Here is a 14,921-nt window from a genome sequence, read left to right on the forward strand (position 1 = left end):
ATGGAAATGGCAAAACTCAAAACTCTTGAAAATAAAGTGGTCTGGATTACGGGTGCTTCATCTGGCTTAGGTAAAGCTTTAGCTCGAGAATGCGCGTTGCAAGGCGCACAAGTGGTGCTGACCTCGCGTCGTTATGATGAATTAGAAGCGGTACGAGTAGGCTTACTTAAACCTGAACAGCATCTTTCGATTGCAGCGGACATTACCGATGAAGCCCAAGTCCGTCATGCCCATGAACAAGTTTTGGCCTGTAAAGGACGTATTGATTGGCTGATCAATAATGCAGGTTTGAGTCAACGCGCCTTGATTCAAGACACCACCATGCAAACCGAACGTGCCATTATGGAAGTGGATTATTTCTCACAGGTCTTTTTTACCAAAACAGTACTGCCAACCTTGTTAAAACAAAAATCGGGCCGAATCGTATTTGTTTCCAGTGTAGCGGGCTTATTGGGAACCCAATATCGTGCCACGTATTCTGCGGCTAAGGCTGCGATTCATATGTGGGCCAATAGTCTGCGTGCCGAAGTTGCCCCAGCAGGGGTTGAGGTTTCAGTGGTCTTTCCTGGTTTTGTTAAAACCAATGTCTCTTTCAATGCTCTAAATGGAGAGGGTAAACCTCAAGGGCATCAGGATGAAGCTATTGAAAATGGTTTAGATGCTGATGTATTTGCGGAACGGGTGGTGGAGTCGTTGATGGCTGGCGAGCAATATATTGTAGTTGGTGGGAAAAAAGAACAATTGGGTGTGTTGGTCTCTCGATTGTCACCAAACTTGTTGTATAAGATGATTCGCAAAATGAAAGTGAAATGAGTGTGAATAATCGCAAGAAAGCCGTTTTTAATTGGAGTGGTGGTAAAGACTCTTCATTGGCACTGTATAAAGTCTTACAGCAAAATGAGTTTGAGGTTATTGCGCTATTAACCACGGTCAATGAAGAAACAGCGTTGTCGTCCATGCATGCCATTCCTCATGCATTGCTTGAAAAGCAGGCTAAAAGTATTGGTATTCCACTCCATCCTGTATTTCTACCTAAGAATCTGCCTGTCTATGAACAGCGTATGCTCGATGCGGCCTATCATTTTAAGGCACAGGGTGTTGAGCACTTTATCTTTGGTGATATCTACCTCAGCGATGTGCGCAAATATCGTGAAGACCGTTTGCATCCTTTAGGCATTGAAGTGGTTGAGCCAATCTGGAACCTAAACTCGGTTGAAGTGATGCAGGATTTCTTGGATTCAGGCATTCAAACCAAAATCATCGTGACCGATGCCAGTAAGTTAGATGAGTCGTTTATTGGCCAAGATATCGATGCAAATTTGATAGAACGGATGCCAAGCGGAGTCGATGTCTGTGGTGAAAACGGCGAGTACCATACCTTTGCTTATGCAGGTGGTTTATTCAAACATCCTGTTGAATTTGAAATTGCTGAAACCCGTCAGATGTCATACGAGTTTAAGTTAGAGAGCGGGGAAGAAAAAACCTATCACTATTGGCAAGCAATTTTTGCTGAGTAGGGCAAATATCCTGTGCATGGCACAGGATTTTTTTTAATGTGTATTGATGATTGCCGTTCCATAGGCAAATACTTCAACCATCCCACCTTGCATGCCTAATTCAGTGGTACTGAGTCTAACCCCCATAATATGGTTGGCGCCCATGGCATGCGCTTCTTGCTTGAGTCGAACCACGGCTTCACGACGCGCACGTTCTACCACACTTTCATAGCTGACCAAGCGCCCACCAAAGAAGTTGCGAATGGTTGCCAGTACATATTTAAAATAATCGTGGGAGATCACCACATTACTACTGACCATTTGTCCATACGCTGATGTTTCGACAAAACGATTGGTATCAATACGGATATGGGAAAATTGCTTTTCTTTCTGGTCCAGCTCACGCAAGTGCTTTTGTTCGATATGACGACCAAAACCCCAACCGATTGAAAACAGAATCAGAAACAGGACAATCTGAAAAATTAATCCATCCATAATTCTGCCTATGCGCCGAATGGATCAGGAAGTTTCGACGCAACAGGCTGCACCACCACCGCTGTACCATAGACAAATAACTCAGATGCACCTTGGGCAATATTTGAAGTCGAGAAACGAATACCGACAATTGCATTGGCACCTAAAGCTTGTGCCTTATCAATCATTCGCTGTGTGGCTTCTTGGCGTGATTCTTCCAGCAACTCGGTATAACCGGTCAATTCACCACCCACAATATTCTTTAAACCCGCCATCAAATCACGGCCAACATGTTTACTACGAACGGTGCTGCCATACACTACATCTAGCTGACGTAAGATTTCATGACCCGGTACAGACTCTAAACTGCTTAGTAACATTGTATTTTCTAAATCATCAATATATTCAGTTTGAAGATAAGAAATATTAGCAATGGTTGCAATAAAAAAGCTCACCGAAGTGAGCTTTTTTATTCGCAAAAGATGAAATTATTTTTTTGCGTAGTGTTGTTCTGAGCTAGATGGCTGATGCGTTACCTTTTCGCTGCTTGAGGCTTTGAGACCACCACCTAAAGTTTTATACAGTTCAACTTGGTTGTTGAGGTTGGCTTGTTGAAGCAACAATAAACCTTGTTCAGCTGAATAAGCAGAACGCTGTGCATCCAATACGGTCAAATAGCTATCAATACCAGCACGGAAGCGGGCATTTGAAAGTTTATAAGTGGTATTGGTTGCATCAACCAAACGACGTTGCGCTGTTAAACGGTCGCCAATGTTGGCACGAGTCGCCAAAGCGTCATTCACTTCACGGAAAGCGGATTGTACTGACTTCTCATAGTTAGCAAGTGCAATTTTCTGATCGGTTTCAGAGATTTTGATATTGGCCTTGCGTGTACCCCAGTCAAAAATTGGGATATTCAAGCTTGGACCAATTGACCATAACGCATTCCCAGATTTGAATAAGTCACTCAAATCAGTTGATGCATAACCCGCAGAACCGGTCAGGCTGATGGTTGGGAAGAGTTGGGCTTTAGCAGCTCCAATATTCGCACCCGCAGCACTTAACTGGTATTCAGATGCTTTCACATCTGGACGGTTGTTGAGCAAGTCACTTGGTAAGCCAGCGCTAAACACACTTTGTTGCGTGATGCGTGCAACTTGTTGTTGAGGGAGCAAGTTCTGAGGAACTGGCTGACCAACAAGCAAGTTCAACAAGTTTTGTGCTTGAGCAACTTGAGTCTTGTAGTTCGCGACATCATTACGTGCAGTTTCAACCGAAATTTGTGCTTGGCGTACAGGGATTTCGCTATCAATACCCACATCAAAACGTTTCTTGTTCAAGTTAAACGAGTCTTGTTGGGCTTTCAGCGTTTGATCCGCCAATTTCAATTGTGCATTCGCATATGAGTAGTTTAGCCATGCTTGAGTCACTTGGCTGATCAAACTAATTTGCGTTGCATCACGAGAGCTTTGTGTTGCGAGGTAGCTATCTAAAGCTGCATCTTTCAAGCTACGTACACGTCCCCAAAAATCTAACTCATATGCGGTTAGACCTAAGCCAACTTGATAAGTTGAATAAGGATTATTTGGATCACGGGTAGGGGTGACTTGACGAACCGCGCTACCACTTGCCCCAATGGTTGGCAATTGGTTGTTTTCCGAGATTTGGTATTGCTGTTGCGCTTTTTGAATATTTAAAGCCGCAGTACGTAAATCACGGTTATTGGCAAGCGCCAGATCAATCACTTGTAATAAACGTTGGTCAGCAAAGAAATCTTTGTAACCTTGTTCCGCGATTGATGTTCCAGAAGCATTGCCGTAAGACGCGAAGCTTTCAGGAACATCTGAGCTTACCACTGGCTCTGGCCCGCGCATGCTTTGGCAGGCAGCCAAAGACAGTGCGAGTGCAGAGATTGCAATGCCGCGACTGGAAATAGACCATACAGTTTGCATCACGATCAATGCTCCTGAGTATTTAAAGTTTTAGGTTTGTACTTAAAGATACTACGAATCCACACGAAGAATACAGGGATAAAGAAGATACCTAAAAGTGTTGAAGAAATTACACCACCAAGTACACCATAACCAACCGAGTGTTGGCTACCCGCGCCAGCACCGCTTGCAAGAGCAAGTGGTAAAACACCGAAACCGAATGCAAGCGTGGTCATGATAATTGGGCGTAAACGCATTTTTGCAGCATGTAATGTTGCTTCAAATAGTTCTTCGCCTTGTTCCTGTAATTCTTTCGCAAATTCGACGATCAAGATCGCATTCTTCGCTGAAAGACCAATTACGGCAACAATCGCAACCTGGAAGTAAATGTTAAAGGATAAGTTTGGATCACCTTTAATCAGCATACCTAACCATGTCAATGTAAATGCACCCACGATACCTAAAGGTACAACCAGCAATACCGAAACAGGTACTGACCAGCTTTCATAGAGTGCAGCAAGACACAGGAACACGATTAATAATGAAAGAACCAAGAGAGGAGCTGTTTGGCTACCAGAATCACGTTCTTCTAAAGATAAACCTGTCCATTCATAGTCGAAACCTGTTAAGCCCATAGATGGTAACTTACCAATGATTTCTTCCATCGCCAACATCGCATCACCAGAGCTGACACCCGGTGCAGGGGTACCTTGAATGTTAACAGATGATACGCCGTTATAACGCTCTAAACGTGGTGAACCATAGGTCCATTCACCTTTGGCAAAGCCAGAGAAAGGAACCATTTCGCCTTTGTTGTTACGAACATACCATTTGTTCAAGTCTTCAGGCATCATGCGTGTATCCGCTTCACCTTGGACATAAACCTTCTTCACACGACCACGGTCAACGAAGTCATTGATATACGAACCACCCCAAGCCATGCTCATGGTGCTATTAATATCAGCGATACTGACACCCATTGCACCTGCTTGCGCTTGATCAATGGTGATCTGGTACTGAGGTGTATCTTCTTGACCATTTGGACGTACACCCGCAAGGCGTTTGTCCTGAGATGCCATACCTAAAATCGCATTACGTGCTGCAATCAGTTTTGCATGCCCTTGACCGCTTGCATCTTTCAATTGAATATCGAAACCAGAAGCGACACCCAATTCAGGCATTGCTGGTAACTGCAATGGCATGATGTAGGACGCATCTTTCACAATCATGTTCAATGCCATACCACGTTGAATGATGGCACCGATCTGTGACTCTGGTGTCGTACGCTCGCTCCAGTCTTTTAATTTAATAAAGGCAAGACCCGCGTTTTGACCAACCCCTGTGAATGAGAAACCAGCAACTGTAAAGATCGACTCTACATTTTCTTTTTCCTTATTCAAGAAGTAACCCGTCATGGTATCAATGACTTTATCAGTACGTTCCAAGCTCGCGCTCGGTGGTAACTGAACCAATGTCATCACCACACCTTGGTCCTCTTCTGGTAAGAAAGAAGACGGCAATACTTTGTAAATGCCAACCAAAGCTGCGATTACAACAATATAAAGAACACCAGAGAATAACTTGTGGTGGGTCATACGATTGACGCCGCCTTGGTATTTCTCTGAAAGTTTTTCAAAGCTACGGTTAAACCAACGGAAGAAACGCGCGAAAATATTGTTGCTTTCCTGCTTGTTTGGATCATGTTGTTTTAACAAGGTCGCACACAGGGCAGGGGTAAAGGTTAATGCTACAAGTAATGACAGGATCATCGCCGTAACGAGCGTGATTGAGAACTGACGATAAATAACCCCAGTGGTTCCACTAAAGAAAGCCATTGGTACGAATACCGCTGTTAATACACTGGTAATACCGACTAAGGCGCCCGAAATCTGACTCATCGACTTTTCAGTCGCAGGGACAGGTTCGAGATGCTCTTCCTGCATCACCCGTTCAACGTTCTCGACCACAACGATGGCGTCATCCACTAACAGACCGATGGCCAATACCATTGCGAACATGGTGAGGGTGTTGATTGAGAAGCCGAAGATATTAATCACGGCAAATGTACCGAGTACTACCACAGGTACTGATATGTGCTGAATTAGCAGGAGACTTTCACTTGGGATATGCTAGGCAGCTAACCGATAAAAGTTCTCTGCTATTTGATTTGGCGTTTTAAAATCCAAACTCTTTTGAATTCTTCGCTGATTATAAAATAACACAATGTATTTTGTAATATCTGCTTTAGCTTCATCTCTGGTTTTATAGTTGCAATGATGCACTAATTCATTCTTGAGTATGCCCCAGAAACTTTCAATCGGTGCATTATCGTAACAGTCCCCACGTTTGCTCATTGAACCTTGAAAATCACATTTTTCCAGTATCTTTCGATATTCATGGCTGCAATATTGGCTGCCTCTGTCCGAATGAACAATTAAGCCTTTCGTTGGTTTTTGATTACGAATCGCCATAGTCAGTGCATTGCAAACAAGTTGTGCGGTCATACGCTCATTTAAGCTATAGCCAACCACTTGTTTCGTGTACAGGTCTTTTACTGCTGCCAAGTATAACCAACCTTCAGCAGTCCAAATGTATGTAATATCGCTTGACCATGCAAGATTGGGCTTAGTCATTGAAAACTGTTGCTCTAGTAAATTTGCGTAGATCGCTCGATTATGATCACTCTTCGTAGTTCTTTTGAAACGCTTATGACGCTTACAATACAGCTGGTTGAGCTTTTTTATTTGACGTACAGCATACGTACTGATTTTGATACCTTGCGCTTGTAAATGCTTAGTTAATCGAATATAGCCATAGCTTTGTTTAGTTTCCTCATGAGCTATTTTGACCAAAATTGTCTGTTGATTTCGCTGAACCAATCTTTTATTCATGCCTCGTTTTAGCCAATCATAAAATCGTGACACTGAAACGTGAAGTAATCTAGCCATAAAGCTAATCGGGAATAAATGTCTTTGCTGTTTCATATAGGCGTACCTTACTGACTTTCTTTCGCAAAGTACGCTGCTGCCTTTTTTAGAAATTCACGTTCCATTTCAGCTGTTTTGAGCTGTTGTTTGAGCTTTTTATTTTCTTCGAGTAAGGCATTTAGATCAGGTGAATATTGTTTAGTGCCTGCTAAGGTGCCAGTCTTTGCTTTATTATTCCAATTTGAAAGAGTTTGCATTGAAATGCCAAGTTGTCTGGCTGTTTCCGATACATTGCCTTGATTGGCTTCAATCAATTTTATTGCTTCAACTTTAAATTCTGCGGTGTAAGTCTTCTGTTTCTTGCTCATGGTAAACTCCTGATGAGTGTCTATAGTTTACCAAGTTAAAACCTCCTGTTTTCTCAGCACACATCAGTACAGCCAATGTCGGAATAATCGTTGCGCGCCAGTTCTGTAAGAACAAGAACATCACGATAAATACCAAGACCACTGCTTCGATCAGGGTATGGACAACACTTTCAATTGATAGACGAATAAATGGCGTCGTGTCATACGCAAGCTTGTCTTTTAAACCGCTCGGATAGTTATGACGTAACTCAGATAAACGCTTTTCAACTGCGGCAGCGGTATCCAGTGCATTGGCACCTGTTGCAAGTTTGATTGCAACACCACCTGCTGGGCTACCATTAAATTTCGAGTCGAATTGGTAGTTATCAGAACCAAGTTCGACACGTGCAACGTCACCTAAACGAACTTGAGCACCACCTGAAGTATTTTTCAGGAAGATGTTTTTGAACTGTTCAGGTGTTTGCAACATAGTCTGTGCATTCACGGTTGCATTGAGTACTTGACCCGCAGTCGATGGCGCACCACCGAGCTGACCAACTGCAACTTGAGAGTTTTGTGCACGAATGGCTGTTGCAACATCATTTGGCGTTAGGTTAAAGCTAGTGAGCTTTGCTGGATCTAACCAGATACGCATTGCATATGAACCACCAAATACTTGTAGTTCACCTACACCCGCCACACGACTCAGTGGCTCAGAAATATTTGAGTTCACATAGTCTTTAATGTCAGATGCAGAAAGGCTGTTATCTGGTGAGTAAAAAGCAATAACTTGCAAGAAGCTTGCGCCAGACTTAGTCACTTTTACACCTTGACGTTGTACGTCAGCAGGTAAAAGCGCTGTTGCTGATTGCAGTTTGTTTTGAACTTGAACCTGTGCGATATCTGGATCGATACCTTGTGCGAAGTTTAAGTTAATCGATGCTTGACCATTACCCGCACTGTTCGATGAAATGTAACGTAAGCCATCCAAACCATTCATTTGTTGTTCAATGATTTGGGTGACGGTATTTTCAACAGTTTGAGCAGAAGCCCCAGGATAAGTTGCAGAAATGGTTACCGTGGGGGGAGCAATTGTCGGATATTGTGCAACTGGCATTTTTGTAAGCGTGATAATACCCGCCAACATAATGACCAGTGCAATCACCCAAGCGAAAATTGGGCGATGGATAAAAAATTGAGCCATGCAATCTACCCCTTAAGCTTCTGAAGTTGCTTTTTGTTCAGCTTTTGGTGAATTGGCTTGCTTTTGTTGTTCAGCAGCTTTTGGTGCTGCATTTTGACCTTCAGCTGCTTTTGGTTGATAAGGTTTAGCAGACACTTCTTGTCCTTCTTTTACCTTGGCAACACCATCAACAACAACTTTATCACCAGCCTGTAAGCCTTCAGTTACAATCCAGTCTTGACCTTTGACACCCACAGTTTTAACTGGGCGTGTTTCGATCGTACCTTTCGCATTTACCACTAAAGCAATTGCTTGTCCTGTTGGTAAACGCGACACAGCTGCTTGAGGGATCAGATAAGCATTTGGCAAAACTCCTTGCGAAATTTTAGCCGTTGCATACATGCCTGGTAATAACAAATGGTTTGGATTTGAGAAGACTGCACGTAAAGTCACAGTACCTGTATCTGGGTTCACGCTTGCATCGGAGAAAGCGAGTTGACCTTCGACAGGGTATTCAGAACCATCTTCCAACGTGATTTTGACACGGGTATTGTTGCTGTTATTCAAGCTGCCTTTGCTGAGTTGTTGGCGTAAACGCAATAATTCAGCACTCGATTGATTGATATCAACATAGATTGGATCTAGTTGTTGAATCGTGACCAATGGATCGGCTTGGTTTGCAGTTACCAACGCACCTGGTGTCACCGAAGAACGGCTAGATTGACCAGAAATTGGTGCGCGAACAGTTGAGTAACCCAGTGTAATTTCAGCATTTTTTAATGCAGCTTCAGACGCAGCGACATCAGCTTCAGCTAATTTTACTTGAGCATTGATATCATCATATTCTTGTTTAGAAACAGCATTTGTTCCAACAAGCTGACGATAACGGCCTTCTTTCACGCGTAATGCATTTAAGTTTGCTTGTTGACGCAATAACGTTGCACGTGCACTGTCTGCAGTTGCGCGGTTGGTGTTTGCATCAATTTGATAAAGTGCTTGACCTGCTTGAACGTAACTTCCTTCAGCAAATAATCGTTTTAAGATCACGCCACCTGTTTGAGGGCGTACTTCCGAAATTTGATATGCAGAGGTTCGTCCTGACAGTTCGACGTTTTGTTCAACGCTTTGTGGTTGCGCAACAATGACACCAACTTCTGGAGGTGGCATTTTTTGAGCAGCAGCAGCTTGCTGTGCATCTTTAGGATCTTTGCTACAACCAACAAGCGCAATGCTTGTTGCTAATGCGCAAGCAGTTAGGGCAGGAGCCCAAAGCTTAGCCGACATCATTATTCCACCTCAATTTAGATTTTTTATCTAAAAACAAATTGTTGCTGAAAGTGCTTTGATACAGCCCAAACCAAAGCAACGAAGTCCAAATCAACCCAATTCCCCAACCGGCAAGTACGTCAGTTGGGTAGTGAACCCCCGCATAAACTCTAGATATCCCCATGAAGATAAACCATAAAGTAGATACTAAAATGACACTGGTGCGATATTTATGTTGTTGACACAACAACATAGCTAGACTCGCAAGGGTTGCAGCATAAAGGCTATGGGCACTTGGGAAGGATGCACCATAACTTTGAACCAAGTGATAAAACTCCATTGGTCTTGGCCGATCAATGCTCCATTTCAGAAGCCAACCAATCACAATGCTGCCACTGACACTTAAAGCGATAAACATCACATTCTTATAATTTTTAATCCACGTTTGGTAAATACACAAAAATGTTGTTAAAAATAGTAAAAAAGGCATTCCACCAAGCCGAGAGAGCAGAACTGTCACATGATTAAGCGTAAATGAACGGTGTTCAAAAAAAGCTTGAACACTAAAAAGGTCTAAAGTTGATGCGTTGGAATTCATTAACCCAATCACACCGAGTCCTAAAAAAAAGCAACCAATACAAAGCAGTAGGTATGGCATGCGCTACTCATTATTTGCTTAACCATTGTTCAGGGTTGTTGAGTGTTAGAAAGTGTACTCGCGAGTACACTTTTGGTCAAGTCTTGAAATTTTATGATAATTTCATTTTTGTGTTTTTTTAAGGTCTAGTAAAAAAACATAACAAAATTTGATGTATATCTCATTTTCAATTGATATCAGCATTTATTGAAAGAAGCTGTTTTTTAACGCATTCTCTTCATCATGCAAATCACAATATCTGGTATATAACATGATTAGATGAAAGTGAAAAAACCAACCACTTATTCAAAATACATCATAAAATTCTTACCATAGTTAGTGATGTAGAAGCATTTTTTGATCTCTATCATTCAAATCGAGATACGGACTCACGTCATCGTATCTCCTTAGGGTAAAGGGGATACCATGGCTGAGAAGTGGTCTATTGAACAATAGACGTTGGGAATACCAACCCATTTGAACTATTTTTGGTAGATTGATTATACGTAAAAATAGTTCAAATGTTAGACTTGTACTTCGCTGTTTTTTCTGTACAAAGTTAGTGATGTGAAGAGGGATTTTTGGTTTGCTCTTCAACTTCTACGGGTTGCTTAGGTGGCCAGAAAAAATCACTTGGTCGAGTTAAGAAATGTGTTGTCACTAACTTAGCTAAAGGCTTCCATTGTGCAAAACGAACACGGCGTGCGCGTAGAGCAACAATAATCGTCAAGGTAAAGCTCACAAATAAGTTGGTTAAGCCGATCAGCATCACACCTAAGAATGACACTAAAATTAAACCAATGTCAGGGCCACCAATGGTCATTAAACCTTGGATAAAGTTGGCAGAAGCAAAGGCAATATGACGGATATCTAAAGGCAAGCCTAAAATAAACCCGATGGTTCCCATACTACCGAGCATGATCCCGAATAAGAAGTTACCCGCCAATGCACCGAGATTGGTCTCAATATAGTTGGAAAATTTATCCAACCGTTGTTGTCCCATCCAGCGTTTTAAACGTCGATGCTGCTTTAAGCGCGGACCAACTTTACGGTAAACCGCCAAGTTGTCGAAATAACCCGCAATCAAGCCTGAGAAAAATAAACAAACACCTGCAATTGCAGCATGTGGGACGGCTAGTGAGGTAAAGGGGTTGAGACTATGTAGCAATGCGGCTGACTTAGCATGATTGAGCAATGGTTCACCGAGATTGTATTGCCATAAAAAGGTAATCAGTGCTGCAGTTGGGATTGCAATCGAGATATTCCCTAGAATCGCAATGAACTGGGTTCGGATAATATTAATAATCAATGCGGCCAGTTCGGCAATTTGTGCGGTCTTGCTGCCTTTTTGCTGCTGCACGGTTGACGCCAATGCTGCTGCAGTCATGGCGGGTTGTTTTGTCGCCACGGTAAAATGCAATACATGGATCAGCATAAAACCAAGCGCATAGTTCATACTATATAGAAAGGCGTGACCAAACGGTGCGAGTACCAAGCGTGCAGTTAAAATTTTCAGCGTTGCCATGGTGGCAATGATTGCACCTGCACCCGCAGCTGCCTTATACATACCAAAGAAGCCAGCTTTGTCGGTACTTACATAATGTTCGCCTGTTTTGCTGGCGTTTTCAGTCACCTGTAAGGCAATTAACTCACTGGTTGAGGTCAATAAGTGACGAACACTTTTTTCATTGTAATGTGCTTTGGTCAAATCGACGATCAACTCACCCAATGCGGTATAACGTGCATCATTTTTACTGGCTAACAAGGTCAGCAGCAGTTCAATACGGTCAATCGCCTGCTCTAATAGCGACAATAAATAGGTCAGGCTGATACTAACCCCAATCCGTTTGGTGGCACGGCGAATTTTTAGCACCACTTCACGACATTGATCCAGCATCACAAAGGCTTGCGAGGCATCAGGTGGTGGCAAAACTGCAACCGCATCTTGATCATCTATCTGCTTTTTATATTTCTCAATGAATTCTACGATTTCTCGGTTTTGAACTAGAAAAGGTGATTCATACTCGGTAATTTCGGGTTGTGCATTAATAAATTCAGGATATAAGCCGATACCGCTAATTCGATAGGACAATACCGTAATCGCTTTAATCAGCTCATTTTTTGAAACTTGCTTTTCTTTTGTATTGCTTTGACTTTCACCCAATAGATTAAATAGCGTAATCCAGTCCTGATTCTCAATCAGATCGAGCCATTCACCGTCATTTTCTTGATGGAACACTTTTCCAATCAAGGTTTTGAGTTGTTGTCCATCTTCGACCAAAGGGAGGAAATGTGCACCTAAACGTTGTCCCAACTGGTTCCAGAAACCATCCAGCGATAAAATTCCACTGTCAGCATATAAGCTTAACTGTTTATATTGGCTAATGAGCTTAAGCAAGAAATTTTGCAGTAGGATTGCTGAGGTTGGAGTCAGTAATAATATTTTGATCAGCGCATGAATACGTTGTTTGACTTCATCCGCATCATTTGAATTTTTGGGACGGATCCGATTGACCAGTTCAATCAGCAGTTGTTCGTCAAGAATAGCCTGAGGTTGGTCAAGCTGTTCCTGCATTTTTAGAAAAAGATCAGATAACGTTAAATGCATAGGCAGTCAGAAAATTATTGTAGTCGATGTAAAGCCATTAAGGTCAAATTGATCAGTGCTTGGCGATATTCATTATCTGGTAGCGCTTTTAACGCTTCTAAAGCGGCATCCGTTTCCTGTTGGGCACGTTTTTGACAGTAATCTAGGCCACCCGAGTGATGAACAATTTCAATCACTTTATCTAAATGCTCAACACCACCCGTTGCAATACTGCGACGAATGATCTCGTGATCCTCGCCAGTTGAATGAGCTAATGCCGAAATTAACGGTAAAGTTGGTTTTCCTTCCATTAAATCATCACCAATATTTTTACCTAATGTTTCAGCATCAGAAGTGTAATCTAAAATATCGTCGATAATTTGAAAGGCATTACCAAAATGACCAGCGAAGCGACGCAAAGGTTCACGGTATTCTTCTGTTCCAGCCAGAATAGCTGCACCTTCGGTGGCAAGTTCGAATAAACGAGAGGTTTTACCGTGGATAATTCTTAAATAGGTTTCTTCTGTGGTTTCTGGTTGGTGCTGCGATTGAAGCTGTAATACTTCACCTTCTGCAATTTCACAGGTACCTGTTGAAAAGTCTTTTAATAAGGTCATATTATTTAAATCGACCAATAGATCAAACGCACGTGAAATCAGAAAGTCACCGACCAAAACCGCAGTTTGGTTGTTCCATGTTGCATTTGCTGTTGGGCGACCACGGCGCAAGTTCGATTCATCTACCACGTCATCATGAACCAAAGTTGCGGTGTGCAGCATTTCGATCACCGCCGCCAAATGCTGTGCCTGTTGCATATCGGCGAGTCCACAAGCGCGTGCTGCCAATAAACACATAATGGGACGCATGCGTTTTCCACCTGCTTCTACCACGTGTTTGCTGACACTCATGACGAGGCCGACTTTTGAGCTAATTCCTTCATTAATCAGGCGATCCATCGCAGCAAAATCTGTCGCAACAGGGGAGAGAATGTCTTGCTTAAAATCGATAACCATATGAAGAAAAACCTCGTATAGGTGGGTAGTGTTGCCAAGTGTATCAATTAATCTGTGACTAAACAGTTATACAGACTGCGTAATCTGTCATTTAAAACACGATGATGCGCTCTTTGGTCTTAAATTAGACAGAAAAAAGGGAACTTCCCACCAAGCGCCATTACTTTACTTATGGCACTGTAAAAACACAGTTTGTTATTGTCACAATTTGTTTTCAAAAATGTATTTCAAATTTTGATCAGAATCAATCAAAACAGTTCGCCATCAATCTAATTGATTTTGCTTAAAAATCCAAGCAAGTTATCGATATACATGTGTTTATGTAAAATCACTTGTCGTTTGATCAATTTTCACTTAAAATTTGTCCCCTTGTATAACCCCAGTGGCGTTCGTCTTAAGATCGATATATCCCTTTATCGGCACGAAGACACGGGCAAGTTGGAGTACATTATGTACGCAGTAATCCAAAGCGGTGGTAAACAGCACCGTGTTGTTGAGGGTGAAACCCTTAAAGTAGAATTATTGAAAGCTGAAACTGGCGCGACTATTACGTTTGATGACGTATTAATGGTTGTTAACGGTGACAACATTCAAATCGGTGCTCCAGTTGTAGCTGGCGCAAAAGTAACTGCAGAAGTAGTTGGCCATGGTCGTCACGACAAAATCCGCATCATTAAAATGCGTCGTCGTAAACATTACCGTAAGCAACAAGGTCACCGTCAATGGTTTACCGAGTTGAAAATTACTGGTATCGCAGGCTAACACGAGGAGTAAATAGACATGGCAACTAAAAAAGCCGGTGGATCGACGAAAAACGGTCGTGATTCGAATCCTAAGATGTTAGGTGTTAAAGTTTACGGTGGTCAAACTGTAACTGCTGGTAACATCATCGTTCGTCAACGTGGTACTGAGTTCCACGCTGGTGCAAATGTTGGTATGGGTCGTGACCATACTTTATTTGCTACTGCTGACGGCGTAGTAAAATTTGAAGTGAAGGGTCAATTTGGCCGTCGCTATGTAACTGTTGAAGCTTAAGTTTTAATAGTTCGAAAAAACCCGC

At 42.4% G+C, this 14,921-nt stretch carries 12 protein-coding genes and 2 pseudogenes; 4 read left to right on the plus strand and 10 right to left on the minus strand.

Going from position 1 to position 14,921, the window contains the following annotated elements; all coding sequences use genetic code 11:
- Window positions 1–6 precede the first annotated feature (6 nt).
- Window positions 7–813 carry an SDR family NAD(P)-dependent oxidoreductase gene (locus F896_RS15225; protein WP_016162768.1) on the plus strand — a complete coding sequence of 269 codons (807 nt, stop codon included), beginning with the start codon at window positions 7–9 and terminating at the stop codon, window positions 811–813.
- Complete coding sequence (locus F896_RS15220; RefSeq protein WP_016162769.1) at window positions 810–1,517, plus strand: Dph6-related ATP pyrophosphatase; 708 nt, start codon at window positions 810–812, stop codon at window positions 1,515–1,517. Before F896_RS15225 ends, F896_RS15220 begins: the two co-directional genes overlap by 4 nt.
- Before the next feature lie 33 nt (window positions 1,518–1,550).
- On the opposite strand, the gene F896_RS15215 is transcribed toward F896_RS15220, so the two are convergent.
- The 10 genes and pseudogenes from F896_RS15215 to sdsA all read right to left on the minus strand — a co-directional run bounded on the left by F896_RS15215 (window position 1,551) and on the right by sdsA (window position 13,861).
- Window positions 1,551–1,991 (minus strand): YbjQ family protein, encoded by a 441-nt coding sequence (locus F896_RS15215; RefSeq protein ID WP_016162770.1) that lies wholly within the window; start codon window positions 1,989–1,991, stop codon window positions 1,551–1,553.
- An 8-nt stretch (window positions 1,992–1,999) separates the two neighbouring features.
- Window positions 2,000–2,350: a YbjQ family protein gene (locus tag F896_RS15210; protein WP_032882065.1), complete on the minus strand. Its 351-nt coding sequence runs from the start codon at window positions 2,348–2,350 to the stop codon at window positions 2,000–2,002.
- Window positions 2,351–2,458: 108 nt separating this feature from the next.
- Window positions 2,459–3,922 carry a multidrug efflux RND transporter AdeIJK outer membrane channel subunit AdeK gene (gene adeK, locus F896_RS15205; protein WP_016162772.1) on the minus strand — a complete coding sequence of 488 codons (1,464 nt, stop codon included), beginning with the start codon at window positions 3,920–3,922 and terminating at the stop codon, window positions 2,459–2,461.
- Between the two features lie 5 nt (window positions 3,923–3,927).
- Window positions 3,928–5,994: pseudogene (locus F896_RS15200) on the minus strand (efflux RND transporter permease subunit); the annotation flags it as partial.
- A gap of 36 nt (window positions 5,995–6,030) precedes the next feature.
- Window positions 6,031–7,196, minus strand: a protein-coding gene (locus F896_RS15195; protein ID WP_085940850.1) for an IS3-like element ISAba21 family transposase whose coding sequence is annotated in 2 segments (ribosomal slippage) — window positions 6,031–6,938 and window positions 6,938–7,196 — 1,167 coding nt in all. Because the reading frame shifts where the segments join, the coding sequence is not laid out codon by codon here.
- Between the two features lie 25 nt (window positions 7,197–7,221).
- Window positions 7,222–8,379: pseudogene (locus F896_RS15185) on the minus strand (efflux RND transporter permease subunit); the annotation flags it as partial.
- A 12-nt stretch (window positions 8,380–8,391) separates the two neighbouring features.
- A complete protein-coding gene (locus F896_RS15180) occupies window positions 8,392–9,645 on the minus strand; it encodes an efflux RND transporter periplasmic adaptor subunit (RefSeq protein WP_016162775.1) in 1,254 nt (417 codons plus the stop codon).
- Window positions 9,632–10,282, minus strand: a complete 651-nt coding sequence (locus F896_RS15175) for a phosphatase PAP2 family protein (protein WP_016162776.1) — start codon at window positions 10,280–10,282, stop codon at window positions 9,632–9,634. The genes F896_RS15180 and F896_RS15175 overlap by 14 nt, the downstream gene beginning before the upstream one ends.
- A 538-nt stretch (window positions 10,283–10,820) precedes the next feature.
- Window positions 10,821–12,869: a site-specific recombinase gene (locus F896_RS15170; protein ID WP_016162777.1), complete on the minus strand. Its 2,049-nt coding sequence runs from the start codon at window positions 12,867–12,869 to the stop codon at window positions 10,821–10,823.
- Window positions 12,870–12,883: 14 nt separating this feature from the next.
- Window positions 12,884–13,861: an All-trans-nonaprenyl-diphosphate synthase gene (gene sdsA, locus F896_RS15165; protein ID WP_016162778.1), complete on the minus strand. Its 978-nt coding sequence runs from the start codon at window positions 13,859–13,861 to the stop codon at window positions 12,884–12,886.
- A gap of 450 nt (window positions 13,862–14,311) precedes the next feature.
- Between sdsA and rplU the strand changes: the two genes are divergently transcribed.
- Both rplU and rpmA read left to right on the plus strand, forming a co-directional pair.
- Window positions 14,312–14,623, plus strand: coding sequence for a 50S ribosomal protein L21 (gene rplU / locus F896_RS15160; RefSeq protein ID WP_004652230.1), 312 nt, complete (start codon window positions 14,312–14,314; stop codon window positions 14,621–14,623).
- Between the two features lie 18 nt (window positions 14,624–14,641).
- Window positions 14,642–14,896 carry a 50S ribosomal protein L27 gene (gene rpmA / locus F896_RS15155; RefSeq protein WP_004640422.1) on the plus strand — a complete coding sequence of 85 codons (255 nt, stop codon included), beginning with the start codon at window positions 14,642–14,644 and terminating at the stop codon, window positions 14,894–14,896.
- Window positions 14,897–14,921 lie beyond the last annotated feature (25 nt).

The sequence above is a fragment of the Acinetobacter genomosp. 15BJ genome (assembly GCF_000400715.1).
Lineage (GTDB): Bacteria > Pseudomonadota > Gammaproteobacteria > Pseudomonadales > Moraxellaceae > Acinetobacter.